The sequence below is a fragment of the Kitasatospora sp. NPDC101176 genome, assembly GCF_044768035.1.
Taxonomy (GTDB): Bacteria; Actinomycetota; Actinomycetes; order Streptomycetales; family Streptomycetaceae; genus Kitasatospora.
Genome location: NZ_JBIWPA010000014.1, coordinates 17008 through 35598, shown reverse-complemented (window position 1 = coordinate 35598; position 18591 = coordinate 17008). Strand labels below are relative to the sequence as shown.

The window sequence follows — 18591 nt, the reverse complement described above, 5'->3', positions numbered from 1 at the left end:
CGATGCGTACGTGTCCCGAGTGCGGAGTGGCCAACGAGGACGGGGACGACTTCTGCGGCAACTGCGGGGCCTACCTGGGGTGGTCCGCGGGGAGGCCGTCGTCGGCCCCGCCGGCGGCCCCGGCCGGTGGTGGGCCCGCGGGTGGCGGTGAGGCGGCGGCGCCGTCGCCGTCGCGGGCGGTGGGGGCCGCCGCGGAGCCTCCGGCCCGCGAGGTGGGCGGCCGCGCGTCCGCAGCCGGGGCGCCGGCCGCCGGTGCGCCCGCGGCCGGCGCGCCCGCCGCGCAGCCGGTCCGGGCCGCCGCGCCCGAACCGCCGGCTCCGGCGACGTCTGACGACCCGCCGGCCACCGACACGCCGGCCACCGGTCCGGCGAGCACCCGTGCCACCGGGCGCACCCGCGGCCTCCGGCGCACCCTCGACACGGTGCGCAGCGTCCGCACGGGGCGCACGTCCGGCACCGGGCCCACCGGTGGCCTGGACGCGGCCGTCACCGCGGCGGCCGGGGCGGCGCTGGACGCCGCCGGGACGGGCACGGCCGGGCCGGGCACGTCGGCGACGACGGGGCGGACCTCCCGGAGCGGATCCCCCGCGGCCGGGAGCGCCACGGCCGGGAGCACCGATTCGGGGACCCCCGCTTCGGGGAGCACCGAGGCCGTGACTCCCGGCGCCGGTAGCGTCGGTGCCCCCGCCGCCCCGAGCACCGCGGACCCCGGGACGCCCGGGACGGGCGCCGCCGGGAGTGGCACCGCCGAGACGGGGCGGACCTCCCGGACCGCCCGCACCTCCCGGACGGGCCGCACCTCCCGGACGGAGCGCGCCGCGGACGCCGGGAGCACCGGGGCCCCCGGCCCCGCCGACCCCCCTGGCGGCGCCGGCACGGGAACGCCCGGGACGGGCGCTGCGGAGACGGGCACCGCCGGAACCGGGCGCACCTCCCGGACCGGCCGCACCCCCGGGGCTGCGCGCGCCGCCGACCCGGCCCCGGTCCCGCCGGGCCCGGTGCAGCCGCGCCCCGAGGCCGTCCGGCAGCCCGAGGCGGACCCGGTGGCCGTGCAGCCCGCCAAACCGGTCGCGCCGCGTCCGGTGGTCCGGCCGTCCACGGCCGAGGAGGCCCAGGTCGGCCCGCCCTGCCCGCGGTGCCAGACGCCCAACCGGCCCGACCGCCGGTTCTGCCGGCGCTGCGCCGCGCCGCTGACCGTCGCCGAGGCCGCTCCCGCGCTGCCCTGGTGGCGGACCCGTTGGCCGTTCCGCCGTCGGGTGCGGATCGGCGGCTCCGGCACCGCCCTGCGCCGGATGATCGCGGTGCTGGTGGTGGCGGCGCTGGTGGTCGCCGGGGTCCTGCTCTACCCGGCGGGCCGCAACGTGTACGAGGACGTGCTGGACAAGCTGCGCGACGCCAAGGCGATCACCCCGACCGGGGTCGAGGCGAGCGCCGCCGCCGGCGGCCACCCCGCCGCCCAGGCCGTGGACGGCCTCAGCAACAGCTACTGGGCCGCGCCGCGCACGGGGGACTCGATCAGCTTCACCTTCGCCAAGCCGTTCCGGCTGGTCGACGTCATCGTGCACGGCGGGTCCTCCACCGAGCCGCAGGAGTTCCAGAAGACGGCGCGGCCGATCGGCCTGGACCTCCGGGCGACCAGCTCGGACGGGAAGGTGCACGAGCAGAAGGTGACCCTGAACGACAAGCCGGGCCCCCAGACGGTGCTGACCGGGGTGAGCGACGTGGTGAAGGTGACGCTGGTCGTCCGCGAAGCGGCCGGCCCGGAGGGCGGCCCGATCGCCCTCGCGGAGGTGGAGTTCTTCAAGCGTTGAAGAGCGGGCTGCGGCCGTGTTCCCGGGCGCCGGCGTGGGAGGCTACCCGGGTACTGCCGCAGCCCGCGACCAGGAGCACCGCCATGCACCGACCGCCCGCCCTCCGACTCGACGCCACCGCCTCCGGGCACCCGGCGGGGATCCTCGACGCGGCCGAGCGGGCCGAACAGCGCGGCATGGACCGGCTGGTGGTCGCCGAGACCGCCTACGACCCGTTCCTGCAGCTGGCCCGGGCGGCCGACCGCACCCGGTCGATCGAGCTGGCCACGGGCATCGCGGTGGCCTTCGCCCGCACCCCGATGACGCTCGCCTACCAGGCGTGGGGCCTGCACGCGGCCTCCGGCGGACGGGCCGTCATCGGGCTGGGTTCGCAGGTCAGACCGCACATCGAGAAGCGCTTCGGGATGCCCTGGGACCGCCCGGCGGCCCGGATGCGCGAGTACGTCCACGCCGTCCGGGCGATCTGGCACAGCTGGCAGACCGGTGAACGGCTGCGCTTCCGCGGCGAGTTCTACACCCACACGATGATGTCGCCGGTCTTCTCGCCCGACCCGGTCCCGGCGGGGGTGCCGCGGATCCTGCTGGCCGGGGTCGGCCCGCTGATGACCCGCACCGCCGGGGCGGTGGCCGACGGGTTCCTGAGCCACCCGTTCTCCTCTCCCGCCTACCTGTCGGAGCAGGTGCTGCCTGGGCTGACGGAGGCCCGGGCGCGGGCGGAGGCGGACGGCGAGCCGTGGACGGACCGGCCGTTCGAGATCACCGGCAACGTGCTGACCGCCACCGGCCGCACGGAGGAGGAGCTGGCCGCCAACCGGGCCGGGGTGCGGGAGCGGCTGGCCTTCTACGCCTCGACCCCGGCCTACCGCCCGGTGCTCGCCCGGTACGGGTGGGAGGGGCTCCAGGAGGAGCTGCACACCCACTCGGTGCGCGGCCGCTGGGCGGAGATGGCGGCGCTGATCGACGACGAGGTGTTCGACACCTTCGCGGTGTCGGGCCCGGTGGAGGAGGTCGCCCGCGAGCTGACCCGCCGCTACGGCGGGCTGGTGACCCGGCTCTCCGTCAGCCTGCCGCCGGACGCGGACCCGGAGCTGGTCCTGGACGTCCTGGCCGCGGTCCGTGCGCTCGACGGGCCGCCGCCGGCCTGACCCTCCACCGGGGCGCTCCGCCCGGCCGCGCCGAACGCGGCGCCGACCGGGCGCGCTCCGTACCCGACCGGTCGGGCGGCGGCCAAGTCCGGGCAGATTCGGGCAACGCATCCCCGGCCGCACCTGTGGGCGGCAGGATCACGCCGAGGAACGTGACGCGCCGCCCGGCGGTCCGTCACGGTGCCTGTCATGTCTTGGCCATCCGTCGACGCCCGTGGGGGTGCCCGCTTGACCGTGCCGGACGACCACCCAGCCCCGGACCGCCCCACCGAGCCCGGGGCCTCCGACCACCTCGCCGACTTCGACGAGTTCCTGCGCGTCTGCGCCGAACTGACCGGCTTCGACGAACCCGAGCTGCGCGCCACCGGCGTCGCCCACGAGCACCACCGCACCGTCCTGGCCCACCGGGTCCGCGACGACCACGCGCTGGTCCACCTCTGGTACGTCGGCGCCTGGCCGGGCGAACAGCCCTCCTCCGTCCACGCCCACGACCAGGGCCTGGTCTGGCGGACCTTCCACGCCGCCCCGCCCGGCTCCGCCGCCCCCGGCCACGGCAGCTGGGCCGAGCCGCCCCGCGGGAGCGGTGCCCGGTGACCGCCCGCTGGGACGCCGTCGTGGTCGGCGCGGGCTTCGCCGGCACCCTGGTCGCCCACCGCCTCGGGGCCCACGGCCGGCGCGTCCTCGTCCTGGAGGCCGGACCGGTCGCCCCCACCCCCGCCGAGACCGCCGCCGCCCACCGCGCGGCCGGCGGCGGCCCGCCCACCTCGCCGTACCCGCACAGCCCCGACGCCCCCTCGCCCGACGTCACCGACCTCGCCGGGCTCCCCGGCGGCGGCTTCACCGCCACCGGACACCTCCGCCAGTACGGACCGCAGCCCTACGCCAGCGGCTACCTGCGCGCCAACGGCGGCACCGGGCTGCTCTGGACCGGGCTCACCCCGCGCATGCACCCCGAGGACTTCCGCACCGGCGACCTCGGGCGCGGCCGCAACTGGCCGATCGGCTACCACGACCTGGAGCCGTACTACCGCGCCGCCGAACACGAACTCGGCGTGGCCGCCGACGCGGCGCAGCAGCGCAGCGCCGTCGGACTGCCCATCCCGGAGGACTACGCCTTCCCCATGCGGGCGATCCCGGCCAGCCACCTGGACCGGCTGCTCGCCCGGGCCCTCGACGGCCGGACGGTGCGCGACCCGGCCGGGCCGGGCCCCTCCCGGCTCGCCGTCACGCTCACCCCGCATGCCCGCAACGGCCTGCCCACCCGCCCCGGCGACGCCGTCGGGCCGCCCTGCGCGGGCAGCGCCAGCTGCGTGCCGGTCTGCCCGAGCGGGGCCAAGTACACGCCCCTGCGGACCCAGGCCCGCTGGGCGGCCGGCGTCGAGCTGCGCACCGACGCCGTGGTCAGCCGGGTGCTGGTCGACCCGGCCACCGGGCGCGCCACCGGCGTGACCTACCTGGCCGGCGGCACCGTCCACCGGGTGGACGCGGACCTGGTCGTCCTCGCCGCGCACGCCGTCGAGAACGCCCGGCTGCTGCTCCTGTCCGGCCTGACCGGCCGCAGCGACCAGGTGGGCCGCAACCTGATGGACCACCCGGCGCTGCTCACCTGGGGGCTGATGCCCCGCCCGGTCGGCCCCTACCGCGGGCCCGGCTCGACCAGCGGACTGGAGGCCTTCCGGTTCGGACCGGCCCGGGCCCGCCGGGCGCCGTTCCGGATCGAGATCGGCAACTGGGGCTGGTCCTGGGCCGGCGGCACGCCGCAGGCGGAGACCGCGGCGCTGCTGGCCGCCGGACTGCGGGGCAAGGAACTGCGCGAACGCCTCGGCGACCGGCTCGGCCGTCAGTTCTCCCTCCAGTTCGAGCTGGAGCAGCCCGCCGACCCGGCCAACCGGGTCACCCTCGACCCGGACCGCCGGGACCGGCTCGGGCTGCCGGCCCCCGCCGTCCGCTACGACCTCGACGCGTACGTCCGGGAGGGCCTGGCCTCGGCCCGTGCGGTGTCGGACCAGCTGTTCGCGCTGCTCGGCGCCGAGGACCACACCGCCTACCCGGCGGGGCCCGGCTGGCCGGGGCGGGTGGAGCACCGGGGCGTCGCCTACGGCTACCGCGGCGCGGGCCACGCGGGCGGCACCCACGTCATGGGCGACTCGCCGGCCACCTCGGTCGTCGACCAGTGGCAGCGCTGCTGGGACCACCCGAACCTGTACGCCGTCGGGTGCGGCTCGATGCCCTCGCTCGGCACCTCCAACCCCTCCCTCACCATGGCCGCACTCGCCCTGCGCAGCGCCGAGCGGATGGACCGGGACCTGCAGGAGCTGCGCCGCCCGCTGCCCGTGACCACCGCGGCCCGTCCGGCCGGGCCGGACCCGTCGCCGCCGGGCCCGTCCGTGCCCGACCCGGCCGACCGCCACCTGCCGGGGCCACGCCCGTCCGACCCCCACCCGTCCGACCTCCACCCGTCCGACCTCACGGAGACGCCATGACCGGCCTGCCGCTCCCGCCCGTTCCCGAGCCGTACCACCTGCCGTTCCACTACGGCGCGCTGCACAACATCGGCGTCGACTACCTGGTCGCACCCGAGCGGGCGCGCGAGCTGCTCCGCAAGCGCCACCCCGGGCTGACCGTCGCCGTCTTCGACGGCCGGGCCTGCGTGTCGCTCAACTACCAGCTGTACTTCGCCCAGTACCCGAACGGCGGCGGCGTCACCGAGGAGTTGGAGATCAACCTGGTCGCCCACCCGGCGTTCGCCGAGGATCGGCTGCCCGAGCTCGACTACGGCGGCTACGCCCGCGGCCACGACCAGACCAAGCTGCTCGGCATCGCCCGGCTCCACGTCCTCTGCGACAACCCGCTCGCCATCGACGCCGGACGCCGCCTCTACGCCGAGCCCAAGCACCCCGGCTGGTTCGAGACCACCCTGCCCTCGCTCAACGCGGCGGCCGTGCAGGAGCGTTGGTCCGTCTCCTGCCGCCGCGCCGAGCTCGGACCGGACGGGCTGCGCCGCCACGACGAGCAACTCCTCGCCCTGGAGGTGGACCTGGGCGGGCTCACCCCCGAGTCCGTCAACAACACCCCGATCACCGGCTACGGCACCGACGAGGAGGGCCGGCTGCTCGCCGGGCCGCTCAACGTCCACCAGCCCTACCGCTACCACGCGTTGGACGGCCGCGCGGCCGACCGCGTCCGCCTCGAGGTGGGCAATCCCGCCGAGGAGGCCGCCCGCGACCTCGCCCACCTGATCGCCGACGCGCCCGCCGCAGGCGTCTGGACGTACCAGTCCGCGCCCGTCGCCGCCCACAACCGCGCCTACTACGTCCGGTAGGGCGTGTCTTTCGGATCACGTCGGATCAGCGGGCGTCGTTGGGGTGCGTGCATCGGCGGCGCCGAGGAGGGAGTCCATGCGGTGGGGGCACCTCCCGGCCGCCAGGCTGGGGGCCATCGGCGACTGACGAGAAGCCGGCGTGGGGGTACCCCCGGCCGAAGGCTGGGGGAGTGCGTGCCCCGGCGGCGATCGCCTGGCGTGATCCGAAAGACACGCCTAGCCCGCGGAGCCCTGTCGCGGCACCGTCGGTGGCGCACCCCCGGGTGGTGCGCCACCGGGGCTCACCCCGGCGGAGGCCCGCCCGGCCCGGTGAGAGCGGCCGGCACCCGCCGGCCGGGCGCCGCCCGTTCGGTGGCCGGGGCGGCCGGCGCCCGGGCCCAGCGGCCGGCGAGCACCGTGCCCGTGACCAGCTGGAGCTGGTGGTAGGCCATCAGGGGCAGCGCCAGCACCCCGGCCTCGGGGCCGAACAGGACGGTGGCCATCGGCAGGCCGTTCGCCAGGCTCTTCTGCGAGCCGCAGAGCACCGCGGCGATGGTGGCCGCCCGGTCCAGCCGGAGCAGCCGGGAGCCCAGGGCGGTGGCGGCCAGTGCGGCGGCGAGCAGGGCGAGCAGCACCGCGAGCAGGCCCAGCAGGGCGCCCGGCCCGGCCAGGCTCCAACTGCCCCGGGCCGTGGCCGCGCTGAACGCCGTGTAGACGACGAGCAGGATCGAGCCGCGGTCCACCGGGGTCAGCACCCGTCTGTGCCGGGCCAGGAACGCGCCCAGGCAGGGCCGCAGCACCTGCCCGAGCAGGAACGGGGCGAGCAGCTGGAGCCCGATCCGGACCAGCCCGTCGGCGGAGAGCGCGCCGTGGGCGTCCAGCAGCCAGGCCGCCAGCAGCGGGGTCACCAGTAGCCCGGCCAGACTGGAGTAGGTGCCCGCGCAGATCGCCGCCGGGACGTCCCCGCCCGCCGCGCCGGTGAGTGCGACCGAGGACTGCACCGTCGACGGGACCAGGCAGAGGAACAGCACGCCGGTCTGCAACTGCCCGGTCAGCGGGACGGGTGTGAGCAGAGCGGTGGCCAGCCCGAGCAGCGGGAAGAGGACGAAGGTGGCGGTGAGCACCAGGCCGTGCAGGCGCAGCCGGCGCAGGCCGGCCAGTGTCTCCCGGGTGGACAGGCGGGCGCCGTAGAGGAAGAACAGCAGGGCCACCGCGAGGTCGCAGGCCGTCTCCGCCGCCCGGGCCCGGCCGCCCGTCGCCGGGAAGAGGGCGGCCAGGCCGACCGCCCCGGCCAGCGCCGCCGTGTACGGGTCGAGCCGGCGCGGCAGGAGCCGGTGCCACCGGCCGCGATCGGCGGTGCGGTCCGTCACCGGCCGCCTCCGGCCACGCCGCCGTTCGGGACGACCCCCAGCAGCCCGCCCACCAGGGAGCCGGGGCCGTCCTGGTCGCTGCCCGCGGAGCCGCTGCCCTGCTGGACGTCGGCCGTGCGGTCGATCTCCACCCAGGAGTCGGCATGGCTGTTGTCGACGAGGGTGATCAGTGCGCTGCCGGCCACCGGCGCGGGGGGCCGCTCGGCGGGTGCCGACCCGCTCACCGCCCACCCCAGCGCGGCGAGCACCGGCAGTGCGGCGGCCCAGGGCGGGGCGGGGCCGCGCTGCCCGGCCGTCACGCCGTCACCCCCGCGAGCGGACGGGAGGCCGCGATGTTCCGCTCCAGCAGTTCGGTGGACTCGCGCACGCCGATCTGCCGGCTCTGGCCGGCGACCGCCGGCAGCCGCCCGTCGGCGACCTTCAGCCCGGCCAGCGCCTCGTCCATCGCCTGGTGGGCGGCGAACAGGCAGGGGGTGCTGTAGATGGCGACGTCCACCCCCAGCTCGGTGAGTTCGGAGAGCGACAGCCGGGGGGACTTGCCGCCCGCGATCTGGTTGAAGAGCAGCGGCTTGCCCCCGACGACGCGCCGGATCCGCCGGATCCACTCCTCGCTGCGCACCCCGTCGACCAGGACGACGTCGGCGTCGGTGGCGGCCAGGGCCCGGGCGCGGCGCAGGATGTCCTCCTCCTCGGTGGCGTCGGTGCGGGCGACCACCACGAGGTCCGTCCGGTTGGCGAGGACGAGCTCCAGCTTCTCCAGGTACTCCTCCAGCGGGAGGACCTGCTTGCCGTCGGCGTGGCCGCAGCGCCGCGGCCGCTTCTGGTCCTCCAGGATGACGCCCGAGGCGCCGATGCGTTCGAGCCGGCGCACCACGTGGCAGGCCACCTCGGGATCGACGTAGCCGTCGTCGATGTCGACGAGGAGGTGGTGCCGGGGGAAGGCGCCGCGCAGCCGTTCGACGAAGGCGACCATGTCCGGCCAGGCGATGAAGCCGATGTCGGGCAGGCCGTAGTAGGACGCGGCGAAGCCGAATCCGGAGACGAACATGCCGTCGTAGTGCTCGGCCGCGATGGAGGCCGAGTACATGTCGTAGACGCCGATGAGGGGCGTGGCCCCGGGGCCGGCGATCTCCTCGCGGAGCCGCTGCCCGTGGCCCGACGCCGTGGTTCCGTGGAACATGGCCTTCTCCTCGCGATCGGTGACTTTGCCTGAACTTGGCCTTCTTTAGACCAAACTGAGGTGCCATCACTATGCGCCCTTTAATGTTCCGTGGGCAAATCTTTAAAGGAGATTCCCTCGTTGGAGTGATGGAATTCGTGAAGATGTGACTGGGCATGGGAAAGGGGCGGTGGCGTGGGGGATCCACGCCACCGCCCCCGGGGGAGCCGGGCCCCGGCCGGTCCGGTCAGCCGCGCGCGACCGGTGCCCGGAAGCGCCGCACCGCCGTCCGTGCCGCGGCGGCGGCCAGGTAGGCCAGCAGGGCGGGCCCGAGCAGGTACACCGCCGTCAGGAGCGGGTTGCGGGTGTCGTAGGGGGAGCTGAGCACCGGGATGGCGAGCAGTGGAACGGCGGCGCACAGCCGCTCGGAGGTCGACAGCGGCTCCACGGCGAGCACGACGGCCGCCAGCATCGGGGCGACGAGCCAGAAGGGATCGGTCGGGGTCGTGTAGCCGTCGCCGAAGGTCAGTCCGTACGCCCAGGAGGCCGCGCCGGGGAGCGCGGTGCCGAGGGCGAGCACCACGAGCGGGGCCCGCCGCCCGGGTGCGCGGTCCGGCGGGCAGATCCGCACCAGCAGCATGGCGAGCGAGGTGGCGAGCAGGGTGCTCCGCCCGGGCAGCGAGCCCGGCTGCAGGCCGGTGAGGTCGTGCAGCGAGGTGGCGGAGGCGGCGGCGCCGAGGGCGGCGGCGCTCGCGAGGGCTGCCAGGGCGAAGGCCCGTGCCCCCGCCCAGCGGCCGAGCAGCGCGGCCCCGGCGGTCAGGGCGACCGGTGCCAGCAGGGCCAGGGTGACCAGCACGAGCGGCAGGGTCGGCGGGGCGAAGGGCTCCTCGCCCGGCCACAGGGCGCTCCGGCGGGCGGTCGCCAGTGTGGCGAGCAGGGCCTGCACCCCCGCCAGGGTGGCCGCCCAGGGCGCGACCAGGCCGAGCGCGCGGCCGAGCGGGCGGTCCGAGCTGAGGCCTGCACCGACCCGCAGCCCGTGGGCCGCCACGTCGGCGACCTGGCGGAGCCGGCCCCAGGGCCCGGCCTCCTCGGCGGCGAGCGCGGCGGTCTCCGCGACCTCGCGGGCCCGCTCGCGGCCGTAGGAGTCCGGGTAGAGCGAGGCGGCCCAGTCCAGGGCCCGGGCGGTGCCGGTGGGCTGGCGATCGGTCATGCGAGGCCTCCGGCGGGGCGGAACTGGAGGCCCAGGCGGCGCTTGGCCTCCCGGGCGGTGGACTGGAGGCGCTCGGCCTCGGTGGCGAGGAGTTCGCGGCCGTCGGCGGTCAGCGCGAAGGTCCGGCGCAGCCGGCCCTCGACGACCTCCTCCTGCTCGATCCGGATCAGACCGTCGGCGAGCAGCCGGTCGAGGGCCCCGTAGAGGGTGCCAGCCCGGAGTCTGACGCGGCCGCCGGAGATCTCCGAGACCTCGGCGATCAGCGCGTAGCCGTGGCGCGGCGCGTCGGCGAGGGCGGTGAGCAGGAGCGTCGTCGGCTCCTGCAGAGCGCGATGATTCATGACGGCATCATAGTACGGCTGACGGTATGTACCGCTAGCCGTACCATGAAGAAGATCTGACGCCGCCTCGGCCGGGCCGCCGGGTGAGGGTCGTTCAGCAGACGCTCCACGGCGGGGCGGAGTCCCCGGAGGGTGAGTGCGCGGACAGCACGAGGCCCCGGGGGCGCGGGTGCGCCGCCGGGGCCGTCCGCCCGTCCGGGGGTGTCAGGAAGCGGGCACCGGCGGCGCAGCGCGGCGCTCGCGCAGCGTCCGGAGCACCCGGCGGGTCGCCCGGGTGGCGACCGGCGGCAGCAGGTCCAGTGCAAGCCGGCGCGGGGCGGACTGCTGGACGGGCGCCTTGACCTGGTAGTTGAGCCGCAGCACCCGCTGCCCGGCGATGGTGTCGTCGTCCACGGTGTAGCCCTCGGCCCGCCAGTCGCGCTCCAGCAGGACCTGCCGGACGGCCGCGGCGTCGCCCCAGGTGCCGTAGAACTTCATCGGGGTGAGCAGCACCGGGCGCAGGCCGCCGGTGAAGACCGCCTCCCAGACCGCCGCGGAGACGCCGGGGGTGTGCTCGGAGCGGTAGTCGTCGAGCGCGACGACGCCGTGCTCGGTCAGTGCCGCCCTGGCCACCGCGATGTCCCCGGCGACGTGTTCGTACAGGTGGGAGGCGTCGATGTGGACGAACCGGCAGCTGCCGGCCGGGATCCGGCCGTCGGCCAGCACCGAGGTGGGCGCCTGCACGATCTCCGGCAGCTCGGCGTGGAAGGCGAGGTAGTTGGCCTCGAAGGCACTGCGGGTGAGGGTCCTGCGGTAGGACATCGTCATCTCGGCGGCGTTGTCCGCGTCGCCCGCCTCGGAGTCGAACAGGTCGCAGACGGTCAGCCGCTCGCCGGGACGCAGGTGGTCGCCGAGCAGCACGGCGCTGCGGCCGAGATAGCTGCCGAGTTCGAGCAGGTCGCCGGTCGTGCCGGCCGCGGTCTGGGCGGCCAGCAGGTGCCCGAAGGCGGCCCGGTCGAGACGGAAGAACCAACCGGGGATGTCGTCCCGGGTCAGCGGCGCGGGGCGGGCGGCTGCGGTCTCGGCGGTGGGCACGGCGGCCTCCAGGGGGACGGGCGGGGCGCGGTGGCAGGGGCACGCCGCGGAGGGGGGACGCCGTGGACGTGAGGCGGATCATCATAGCCACGCCGGGGCCTCCCGGAAGAGGGGGCGGAGCGCACTCCTTCCGCTGCTCGCGCTGCTGTTCGACGCCGCCCGGCCCGGGTCGTCGCCGCGCCCGCGCCGCCGACCCCGCCGGGGGCCTCCGGGCGGACGTCCTCAGCCCCGGCCGTCGAGCTCCGCGATGGTCTCCACCAGCCACGACCGCTCGGCCGCAGTGGACGCCCTGGCCACCAGCAGCACGCCGCGCCGGAACGGGTTCGGTTCGCGTTCGGCGGTGACGGGTCGGCCGTCCCCGTCCTGGAAGAAGCTGCTCGGAGCGTCCAGGAAGGCCAGCCGGCGCCGGAGCACCGCGGCCTGTCGCCGCGGGTCCGCGAGGTGGTGGAGGAAGGCGGCGAGGGCGAAGAACCGGATCTGGTCGGAGATCTCCACCTGCTCCGGGTCGGCCACCCGCCGGCGCAGCTCGGCCCGGCCCTCCTCGGTGAGCTCCAGCGTCTGGCGGGGCGCGGCCCCGGTGCCCGGTTCGGTTCGGCGGCGCAGCTGGCCGGCCTTCTCCAGGCGGGTGATGGCGGGGTAGAGAGCGCCGTCGCTGACCGGCCGGACGTGCCCGGTCAGGGCGGTGATCCGGGACTTGAGTTCGTAGCCGTGCAGCGGCTGCTCGTACAGGAAGCCGAGGATCGCGAGGGTCAGCACGATCGAAGCCCTTTCGTCGGAGTGCGCCGGTGGCGCGCTCATGTTACCTCTTGTCGAGGTGGCTCGATGAGAGGTATCTCTATTCGAGGCATCGCGCCGCCGACGGTCGAGGCGGCCGTGCGAGACGACGGCCGCCCGCGCGGGTGGCGGAACGGGGGAGGACCATGCGCGAACACCTGTCGCGACTTACCGCACTGGCCGGACCGGTCTACGCCGAACTGCTGTCCGGGGTGATCGCCTCGGTGATCGGCGCCTACTGGGTGGCCGGGCTCGGCGGGGCCGCCGTCGCCGCCGTCACCCTGGCCGGAACGGTCGAGAACCTGCTGCTCGGGCTCGTCCTGGTGGTCGGCTCCGGCACCAGCGTGCGGCTCGCCCGGGCCCTCGGCGCCGGCGACCGCGAGGACGCCGCCCGCACCACCCACGCGGCCCGGCGGCTCTGCGCCGCGGGCGGCCTCCTGATCGCCGTCCCGGGCTTCCTGTTGCGCGATCGCCTCGCCGGCGCCTTCCTGGACGGCGAGGCGGCCGCGCTCGCCGTCGACTACTTCACCGTCGCCCTCCCGGCCTTCGTGCTGTTCTGCGGCCAGCGCGTCGCCGACGAGCTCTTCAAGGGCGCCGGGGACACCCGCACCCCGATGCGGATCGCCCTGCTCTCCAACGCCCTGCTGCTCCTCCTCGACCCGTTGCTCGTCCTCGGCCCCGGCCCGCTGCCCGCCCTCGGCGTCACCGGCGCCGCTCTGGCCCTGACCGCCGCCCGGGCCGTCTCCCTCGCCGTCACCTGGCGACTGCGGCCGCGGACGGCCGCACCCGACGGGGGAGTCCGCGCGGCAGCCGGCCGGATCGTCCGCGCCGGGGCCCCGCTCGGCCTGGACTTCACCACCCGGATGGCCGTCGGAACGGCCCAACTCGCCCTGGTGGCGGGCTTCGGAGTCGCCGCGGTCGCCGGGTACGGCATCGGCTACCGCGTCCTGCTGGTCGTCACGATGTCCTTCTACGCGCTGCGCCAGGCCGCCGCCATCGAGGCCGCCCGCCTCGTCGGTGCCGGGCTGACGGCCGAGCTGCGCCCGCTGCGGCGCGCCACCGTTCGTCTCGCCGCGCTGCTGGGTGCGCTCGCCGCGGTGCTGTCCGTGGTGCTCGCCGCCCCGCTGACCGCGCTGTTCACCGACGACCCCGCGGTGGCCGCGCAGTCCGTCGGCTTCCTGCGGATGGCCGCGTGCTACCTGCTCCCGTACGCCCTGGTGGTCGCCCTCGGCGGCCTGCACCAGGCGGCCGGGGCCAGCCGGGCCCTGGCGCTCTCGGTGCTGATCGGCCTCGGGGCGCAGCTCGCCGCCTCCGTGGGCCTGGCCGGGCCGCTGGGGGTGACCGGGGTGTGGGTCGGCCCGGCCGTCGGCGCGGTGGTGCAGCTGGCGCTGCTGCTGCTCCTCACCCGGCGCCCGCCGTCGCCGTCCGGGTCGACCGGGTCGACCGGGGCGTCTGGGTCGTCCGCGGTGACGTCGGCGACGTCGGCGACGTCGGCGGCGGTAGGGCCTGCGGTGCCGGTGCCGGCGGGCGAACTCCCCGCCGGGGCCCCGTGATCCGCCGACCGACTGCCCCCGTACGGCCTGCCGGCGGTCCGTCAGCCCGTGCGCCGGACGTGCTCCGCGGCCCGGGCGTCCGGGTGCCGACGCCCGGGTGCCGGTGCCCGGGCGCCACGACGCAACGGGCCTGAGCCTGCCGCCGCGGCTGCTCGGCCGGTGCGTGATCCGGGCGCAGGGGCCCGTGAGGGCGGCGGAGCGCGTCGCCCGCTACGGCCTGAGCGCCGGCCGGTGATCGTCCGCCGGCGCGCCGAGGTGCGCGTCGAGGGTGGCCCGCAGCAGCGGTTCGAGGTCGTCGCCGCCGGTGACCAGCCGCAGGCTGCCCCAGGTGCGCAGCTGGGCGAGTCCGTGCAGGTTCGCCCAGAGCGCGGCCGCGGCCGGAGCGGGCTCCGCCTGGTCCTGGCGCACCTCGCCGACCAGCCGGGCGACGGTGCGGAACATCGGCAGGGTGGTGTGGCGGAGCTCGGTTCCGCTGCCCTCCAGCAGGTCGTGGCGGAACATCAGCTCGAACATGCCGGGATTGGCGGCCGCGTAGCCGAGGTAGGCGCGGGCCAGCGCGACGAGTCGGTCACGGGGGTCCGCGCCGGTGGCTGCGGCCAGTGCGTCGGTGCCCGCCATGGCGTCGGTGAGGCGGCCGAAGCCCTGTCGGGCGACGGCGGAGAGCAGTTCGCGGTGGGTGGGGAAGTGGCGGCGCGGCGCGCCGTGCGAGACGCCGGCCCGGCGGGCGATCTCGCGCAGACCGAGGGCGTGGACGCCCTCGGTGGAGACCAGTTCGACGCCGGCCGCCACCAGGCGGGCGCGCAGGTCCGTGTCCGGATCGTTCATGGACAGTGTCTACCAGGCTCGGTAGACACTGTCTACTCGCGGCCGGCGCGGTGCCCCGGCAGAATCGGGGCCATGGACGAAGGCGGCGAACCGGCCTGCTGGCTGGACCGGGTCTGCCCGGAGTGCGGGCGGTTGCGCGACCGGCCCGGGCCCGGGCGCTGTGAGAGCTGCGGCGCGGTGGGCGCGGAGTCGGTGGAGGAGGTGCCGGAGTCGGCGGAGGAGGTGCCGGTGCCGGAGTCGGCGGACGCGGAGCCGGAGGAGGAGCCTTCCGCGGGGCCGGGCGCCTGACCGGCCGGGCCGGAACGCCTCGGCCCCGGTCCGGCCGGTTCTTCCGGGCGGACCGGGGCCGCGGACCCGCGGCGGGGCGGGCTACTGCTGCTGCGGCGGCTGGTCGCGGAACTGGTTCTTCGCCTGTTCCTGAGCAGCGTCGACCTGGCCGCTGTACCTGCCCTGAGTACGGTCGTCGACGGCGTCCCCCGCCTTGTCGACGGCCTTCTCGGCCTGGTCCTCGTGGCCCTTCAGCAGGCCCTTGAGCTTATCCATCATGGACATCTGGTCACACTCCCGGATCAGTCGGCCCCACTCCTCCAGCATCACCGCGTTCGCCGCCGCCCGCATCCCGCGGTCGCGTGGCGGGCTTGGCAAGGTGGTTCCGGTCATGTCAAATCGGGGTTCACGGATCGTCGGAAGGAGCCGCCTTGAAGCTGCGCGCCCGTCGTCTCACCGCACCGCCCCACCTCCCGCACACCCCGATCGACCAGTCCGCACCGATACCGCGCCCGCGCACCGCCGGCCGCCACCCCCACGCCGCCGCCCGCGGCGCGGGCGCCGCGCTGACCGTCACCGCCCTGGTCGTGCCCCTGCTGCTGGCCGGTGCCGGCAGCGCGGCCGCCGACCCGGATCCGGCGCAGCGCGGCGCGAGACTGGCCGCCCGGCTGGTCGAGGCCGCCGACGCCGAGACCGCGCGGGACGACCTGGCCGCGCTGCAGCGGTTCGCCGACCGCAACGGCGGTACCCGGGTGGCGGGTTCGCCGGGGCACGAGGCCTCCGCGCGCTATGTCTACGAGCAGGCCCGGCGGGCCGGACTCAAGGTGTCCCGGCAGGAGTTCGAGTACACCTTCTTCGAGGCGCGCTCGCAGCGGCTGTCGGTGCTCTCACCGCAGGCAGAGAACGTCCCGCTGATCGCCATGACGTACTCCGTCGGCGGCCCGGAGGCCGGGCTGGAGGCCGAGTTGGCCGTCGCCCCGGTCGGCGCCGCGACGGGTTGCACGCCCGCCGACTACCCGGCCGGCGCGTTCACCGGCCGGATCGCGCTGATCCTGCGCGGCGGGTGCAGCTTCGCCGCCAAGCAGGCTGCGGCTGCCACGGCCGGTGCGGTGGGCGCCGTGATCTACAACAACACCGACGGGGACCTCAACGGCACCCTCGGCGATCCGGCGGCCGGGCGGATCCCGGTCGGCGGGATCACCCGGGCGGCCGGGGAGGCGCTGGCCGCGAAGGCCGCCGCGGGGCCGGTCCGGGTCAACCTGGACGTCCGCACCTTCATGGAGCCGCGCAAGACCTGGAACGTGCTCGCCGAGACCCGCGGCGGGGACGAGGCGAACACCGTCATGATCGGGGCGCACCTGGACTCCGTCCCGGCGGGGCCCGGCATCAACGACAACGGCTCCGGCTCGGCCGGCATCCTCGAGGTCGCCCGCAACCTGAGCGTCCACCCGGTGCGGAACAAGGTCAGGTTCGCCTGGTGGTCCGGCGAGGAGTTCGGACTGAAGGGCTCGGAGGCGTACGTGAAGTCGCTCTCCGACGCGGACAGGAAGAAGATCCGGCTCTACCTCAACTTCGACATGATCGCCTCCCCCAACTACGCGCAGTTCGTCTACAACGGCTCGGGCAGCAGCGGCGGCCCGGCGGGCCCCGCGGGCTCGGCGCAGATCGAGCGGGACATCACCGGCTACCTGGACGGCCGCCGCCTGCCGCACGAGCCGACCGCCTTCAACGGCCGCTCCGACTACGGCCCCTTCATCGACGCGGGCATCCCGGCCGGCGGCACCGACACGGGCGCCGAGGTCGTGAAGTCCGCCGAGCAGGAGGAGCGCTACGGCGGCACGGCGGGCACCGCCTTCGACGCCTGCTACCACAAGGCCTGCGACAACCTGGGCAACATCGACATGGACGCCTTCGACGTCAACATCGACGTGATCGCCCAGGCCGTCGGCACCTACGCCTGGGACCTCTCCTCGCTCGACCGACCCGTCCCGCCGCAGCGCCCCGCGGGGCAGGGCGGCGCCGGTATCAGCGGCGGCCACGCCCACGAGGTGGCGGCCTGACGCCCGGGTGGGCCCGCTGCCGTCCTCGGGCGGCGGGCCCACCCGCCCCGTCGTACGCTCATCGGCCCCTCCTCCCGGGCGGCGCCCCTGGTCGGGCCCGGGTGCGTGCACCGTAGCGCAGGGCACTGACAATCCGGCCCCGGGGCCTGTACGGTGCCGCGCGGGGCGCATCCGCCGAGACCCGGGGGGTGCGCCGAGTCCGGTCCTGACACCATGGGACCTAGATCACGACACCGTGAGACCCTCGGAGGAGCAGCACCATGAGCACGCACTACGACGTCGTCGTCCTCGGCGCCGGCCCCGGCGGCTACACCGCCGCCGTCCGCTCCGCGCAGCTCGGCCTGAAGACCGCCGTCGTCGAGGCCAAGTACTGGGGCGGCGTCTGCCTGAACGTCGGCTGCATCCCCTCCAAGGCCCTGCTGCGCAACGCCGAGCTCGCCCACATCTTCACCAAGGAGGCCAAGACCTTCGGCATCAAGGTCGAGGGCCAGGTGACCTTCGACTTCGGCGAGGCGTTCCGCCGCAGCCGCTCGGTGGCCGACGGCCGGGTCAAGGGCGTCCACTACCTGATGAAGAAGAACGGCATCACCGAGTACGACGGCTGGGGCACCTTCGTCGACGACCACACCCTGCAGGTCGCGCTCAGCGGCGGCGGCTTCGAGGTCGTCACCTTCGACCACTGCGTCATCGCGGCCGGCGCCACCACCCGCCTGCTCCCCGGCACCAGCCTGAGCGAGCGCGTGGTCACCTACGAGGAGCAGATCCTCACCGAGCAGCTGCCGGAGAGCATCATCATCGCCGGCGCCGGCGCGATCGGCGTCGAGTTCGCGTACGTGCTGCACAACTACGGCGTCAAGGTCACCATCGTCGAGTTCCTCGACGGCGTGGTGCCGCTGGAGGACGTCGAGGTCTCCACCGAGCTGGCCAAGCAGTACCGCAAGCTCGGCATCGAGGTGCTCACCTCCACCCGGGTCGAGTCGATCGACGACAGCGACCCGAACGCCAAGGTCCGGGTCACCGTCACCAAGGACGGTCAGCAGCAGGTGCTGGAGGCCGACAAGGTGCTCCAGGCGATCGGCTTCGCGCCGCGGGTCAACGGCTACGGCCTGGAGAACACCGGCGTCAAGCTGACCGACCGCGGTGCCATCGCCGTCGACGGCCGCGGCCGCACCAGCGCCGGGCACATCTTCGCGATCGGCGACGTGACGGCCAAGCTTATGCTCGCGCACGCCGCCGAGACGATGGCCGTGATCGCCGCCGAGACCATCGGCGGGGCGGAGACCATGGAGGTCGACTTCGCCATGATCCCGCGCGCCACCTACTGCCAGCCGCAGATCGCCTCCTTCGGCTACACCGAGGCCCAGGCCCGTGAGCTCGGCCACGACGTCAAGGTCGCCAAGTTCCCGTTCACCGCCAACGGCAAGGCCCACGGCCTGGGCCACCCGATCGGCTTCGTCAAGGTCATCAGCGACGCGAAGTACGGCGAGCTGCTGGGCGCGCACCTGATCGGCCCCGAGGTCACCGAGCTGCTGCCCGAGCTGACGCTGGCCCAGCAGTGGGACCTCACCGTCCACGAGGTCGCCCGCAACGTCCACGCGCACCCCACCCTCGGCGAGGCGGTCAAGGAGGCCATCCACGGCCTGGCCGGCCACATGATCAACATGTGACCGCGGCCCGCTGACGGCCCCTCCGGCGCCCGCC

Annotated in this window: 18 protein-coding genes and 2 pseudogenes; 11 read left to right on the top strand and 9 right to left on the bottom strand. The window is 75.7% G+C overall.

Annotation, left to right across the window (positions count from 1 at the left end):
• Nucleotides 1-2: 2 nt before the first annotated feature.
• The 6 genes and pseudogenes from ACIRS1_RS20435 to ACIRS1_RS20410 all read left to right on the top strand — a co-directional run.
• Nucleotides 3-68: pseudogene (locus tag ACIRS1_RS20435) on the top strand (zinc-ribbon domain-containing protein); the annotation flags it as partial.
• Nucleotides 69-1043: 975 nt separating this feature from the next.
• Nucleotides 1044-1811, top strand: a complete 768-nt coding sequence (locus ACIRS1_RS20430; RefSeq protein ID WP_402841995.1) for an NADase-type glycan-binding domain-containing protein — start codon at nucleotides 1044-1046, stop codon at nucleotides 1809-1811.
• Nucleotides 1812-1894: 83 nt separating this feature from the next.
• The gene (locus ACIRS1_RS20425) at nucleotides 1895-2956 is read left to right on the top strand and encodes a TIGR03617 family F420-dependent LLM class oxidoreductase (RefSeq protein ID WP_402841691.1); all 1062 of its coding nucleotides are present in this window, start codon (nucleotides 1895-1897) and stop codon (nucleotides 2954-2956) included.
• Between the two features lie 228 nt (nucleotides 2957-3184).
• Entirely contained in the window at nucleotides 3185-3550 is a 366-nt protein-coding gene (locus ACIRS1_RS20420; RefSeq protein ID WP_387904295.1) for a hypothetical protein, read from the top strand.
• On the top strand, nucleotides 3547-5439 hold the full coding sequence (locus ACIRS1_RS20415) for a GMC family oxidoreductase (RefSeq protein ID WP_402841688.1): 1893 nt from the start codon (nucleotides 3547-3549) through the stop codon (nucleotides 5437-5439). The genes ACIRS1_RS20420 and ACIRS1_RS20415 overlap by 4 nt, the downstream gene beginning before the upstream one ends.
• Complete coding sequence (locus tag ACIRS1_RS20410; RefSeq protein ID WP_402841685.1) at nucleotides 5436-6278, top strand: hypothetical protein; 843 nt, start codon at nucleotides 5436-5438, stop codon at nucleotides 6276-6278. The genes ACIRS1_RS20415 and ACIRS1_RS20410 overlap by 4 nt, the downstream gene beginning before the upstream one ends.
• Before the next feature lie 281 nt (nucleotides 6279-6559).
• Here the strand turns inward: ACIRS1_RS20410 and ACIRS1_RS20405 are convergent, their stop codons facing one another.
• The 7 genes from ACIRS1_RS20405 to ACIRS1_RS20375 form a co-directional block, all read right to left on the bottom strand.
• Nucleotides 6560-7627 (bottom strand): bile acid:sodium symporter family protein, encoded by a 1068-nt coding sequence (locus tag ACIRS1_RS20405; protein WP_402841682.1) that lies wholly within the window; start codon nucleotides 7625-7627, stop codon nucleotides 6560-6562.
• The gene (locus ACIRS1_RS20400; RefSeq protein ID WP_402841679.1) at nucleotides 7624-7926 is read right to left on the bottom strand and encodes a hypothetical protein; all 303 of its coding nucleotides are present in this window, start codon (nucleotides 7924-7926) and stop codon (nucleotides 7624-7626) included. The genes ACIRS1_RS20405 and ACIRS1_RS20400 overlap by 4 nt, the downstream gene beginning before the upstream one ends.
• Nucleotides 7923-8807, bottom strand: a complete 885-nt coding sequence (locus ACIRS1_RS20395; RefSeq protein WP_402841676.1) for an oxaloacetate decarboxylase — start codon at nucleotides 8805-8807, stop codon at nucleotides 7923-7925. The genes ACIRS1_RS20400 and ACIRS1_RS20395 overlap by 4 nt, the downstream gene beginning before the upstream one ends.
• A 226-nt stretch (nucleotides 8808-9033) precedes the next feature.
• Nucleotides 9034-9996: a hypothetical protein gene (locus ACIRS1_RS20390; RefSeq protein WP_402841673.1), complete on the bottom strand. Its 963-nt coding sequence runs from the start codon at nucleotides 9994-9996 to the stop codon at nucleotides 9034-9036.
• A complete protein-coding gene (locus ACIRS1_RS20385; protein ID WP_360216602.1) occupies nucleotides 9993-10337 on the bottom strand; it encodes a PadR family transcriptional regulator in 345 nt (114 codons plus the stop codon). The genes ACIRS1_RS20390 and ACIRS1_RS20385 overlap by 4 nt, the downstream gene beginning before the upstream one ends.
• A gap of 204 nt (nucleotides 10338-10541) precedes the next feature.
• Nucleotides 10542-11411: a class I SAM-dependent methyltransferase gene (locus ACIRS1_RS20380; protein ID WP_387904306.1), complete on the bottom strand. Its 870-nt coding sequence runs from the start codon at nucleotides 11409-11411 to the stop codon at nucleotides 10542-10544.
• Nucleotides 11412-11633: 222 nt separating this feature from the next.
• The gene (locus ACIRS1_RS20375) at nucleotides 11634-12167 is read right to left on the bottom strand and encodes a PadR family transcriptional regulator (RefSeq protein WP_360216676.1); all 534 of its coding nucleotides are present in this window, start codon (nucleotides 12165-12167) and stop codon (nucleotides 11634-11636) included.
• Nucleotides 12168-12331: 164 nt separating this feature from the next.
• Between ACIRS1_RS20375 and ACIRS1_RS20370 the strand changes: the two are divergent.
• Both ACIRS1_RS20370 and ACIRS1_RS20365 read left to right on the top strand, forming a co-directional pair.
• Nucleotides 12332-12829, top strand: a pseudogene (locus ACIRS1_RS20370) (MATE family efflux transporter); the annotation flags it as partial.
• Between the two features lie 219 nt (nucleotides 12830-13048).
• Complete coding sequence (locus ACIRS1_RS20365) at nucleotides 13049-13738, top strand: MATE family efflux transporter (RefSeq protein ID WP_402841989.1); 690 nt, start codon at nucleotides 13049-13051, stop codon at nucleotides 13736-13738.
• Between the two features lie 210 nt (nucleotides 13739-13948).
• Here the strand turns inward: ACIRS1_RS20365 and ACIRS1_RS20360 are convergent, their stop codons facing one another.
• A complete protein-coding gene (locus ACIRS1_RS20360) occupies nucleotides 13949-14563 on the bottom strand; it encodes a TetR/AcrR family transcriptional regulator (RefSeq protein ID WP_402841668.1) in 615 nt (204 codons plus the stop codon).
• Between the two features lie 72 nt (nucleotides 14564-14635).
• Between ACIRS1_RS20360 and ACIRS1_RS20355 the strand changes: the two genes are divergently transcribed.
• Nucleotides 14636-14851: a hypothetical protein gene (locus ACIRS1_RS20355; RefSeq protein ID WP_402841666.1), complete on the top strand. Its 216-nt coding sequence runs from the start codon at nucleotides 14636-14638 to the stop codon at nucleotides 14849-14851.
• Nucleotides 14852-14932: 81 nt separating this feature from the next.
• Here ACIRS1_RS20355 and ACIRS1_RS20350 read toward each other — a convergent pair whose 3' ends face one another.
• Nucleotides 14933-15115, bottom strand: a complete 183-nt coding sequence (locus tag ACIRS1_RS20350) for an antitoxin (protein ID WP_360216586.1) — start codon at nucleotides 15113-15115, stop codon at nucleotides 14933-14935.
• A gap of 281 nt (nucleotides 15116-15396) precedes the next feature.
• On the opposite strand from ACIRS1_RS20350, the gene ACIRS1_RS20345 reads away from it, so the two are divergent.
• Both ACIRS1_RS20345 and lpdA read left to right on the top strand, forming a co-directional pair.
• Nucleotides 15397-16890, top strand: a complete 1494-nt coding sequence (locus ACIRS1_RS20345; protein WP_402841986.1) for a M28 family peptidase — start codon at nucleotides 15397-15399, stop codon at nucleotides 16888-16890.
• Nucleotides 16891-17150: 260 nt separating this feature from the next.
• A complete protein-coding gene (gene lpdA / locus ACIRS1_RS20340) occupies nucleotides 17151-18557 on the top strand; it encodes a dihydrolipoyl dehydrogenase (protein WP_402841664.1) in 1407 nt (468 codons plus the stop codon).
• Nucleotides 18558-18591: the final 34 nt, after the last annotated feature.

What these genes read in the sequence shown, in the direction of transcription:
- ACIRS1_RS20425 (WP_402841691.1), top strand. Translation starts at nt 1,895, where the DNA reads ATGCACCGACCGCCCGCCCTCCGACTCGACGCCACCGCCTCCGGGCAC.
- ACIRS1_RS20410 (WP_402841685.1), top strand. Translation starts at nt 5,436, where the DNA reads ATGACCGGCCTGCCGCTCCCGCCCGTTCCCGAGCCGTACCACCTGCCG.
- ACIRS1_RS20395 (WP_402841676.1), bottom strand. Translation starts at nt 8,807, where the DNA reads ATGTTCCACGGAACCACGGCGTCGGGCCACGGGCAGCGGCTCCGCGAG.
- ACIRS1_RS20390 (WP_402841673.1), bottom strand. Translation starts at nt 9,996, where the DNA reads ATGACCGATCGCCAGCCCACCGGCACCGCCCGGGCCCTGGACTGGGCC.
- ACIRS1_RS20385 (WP_360216602.1), bottom strand. Translation starts at nt 10,337, where the DNA reads ATGAATCATCGCGCTCTGCAGGAGCCGACGACGCTCCTGCTCACCGCC.
- ACIRS1_RS20365 (WP_402841989.1), top strand. Translation starts at nt 13,049, where the DNA reads ATGGCCGTCGGAACGGCCCAACTCGCCCTGGTGGCGGGCTTCGGAGTC.
- ACIRS1_RS20360 (WP_402841668.1), bottom strand. Translation starts at nt 14,563, where the DNA reads ATGAACGATCCGGACACGGACCTGCGCGCCCGCCTGGTGGCGGCCGGC.
- ACIRS1_RS20355 (WP_402841666.1), top strand. Translation starts at nt 14,636, where the DNA reads ATGGACGAAGGCGGCGAACCGGCCTGCTGGCTGGACCGGGTCTGCCCG.
- ACIRS1_RS20350 (WP_360216586.1), bottom strand. Translation starts at nt 15,115, where the DNA reads ATGTCCATGATGGATAAGCTCAAGGGCCTGCTGAAGGGCCACGAGGAC.
- lpdA (WP_402841664.1), top strand. Translation starts at nt 17,151, where the DNA reads ATGAGCACGCACTACGACGTCGTCGTCCTCGGCGCCGGCCCCGGCGGC.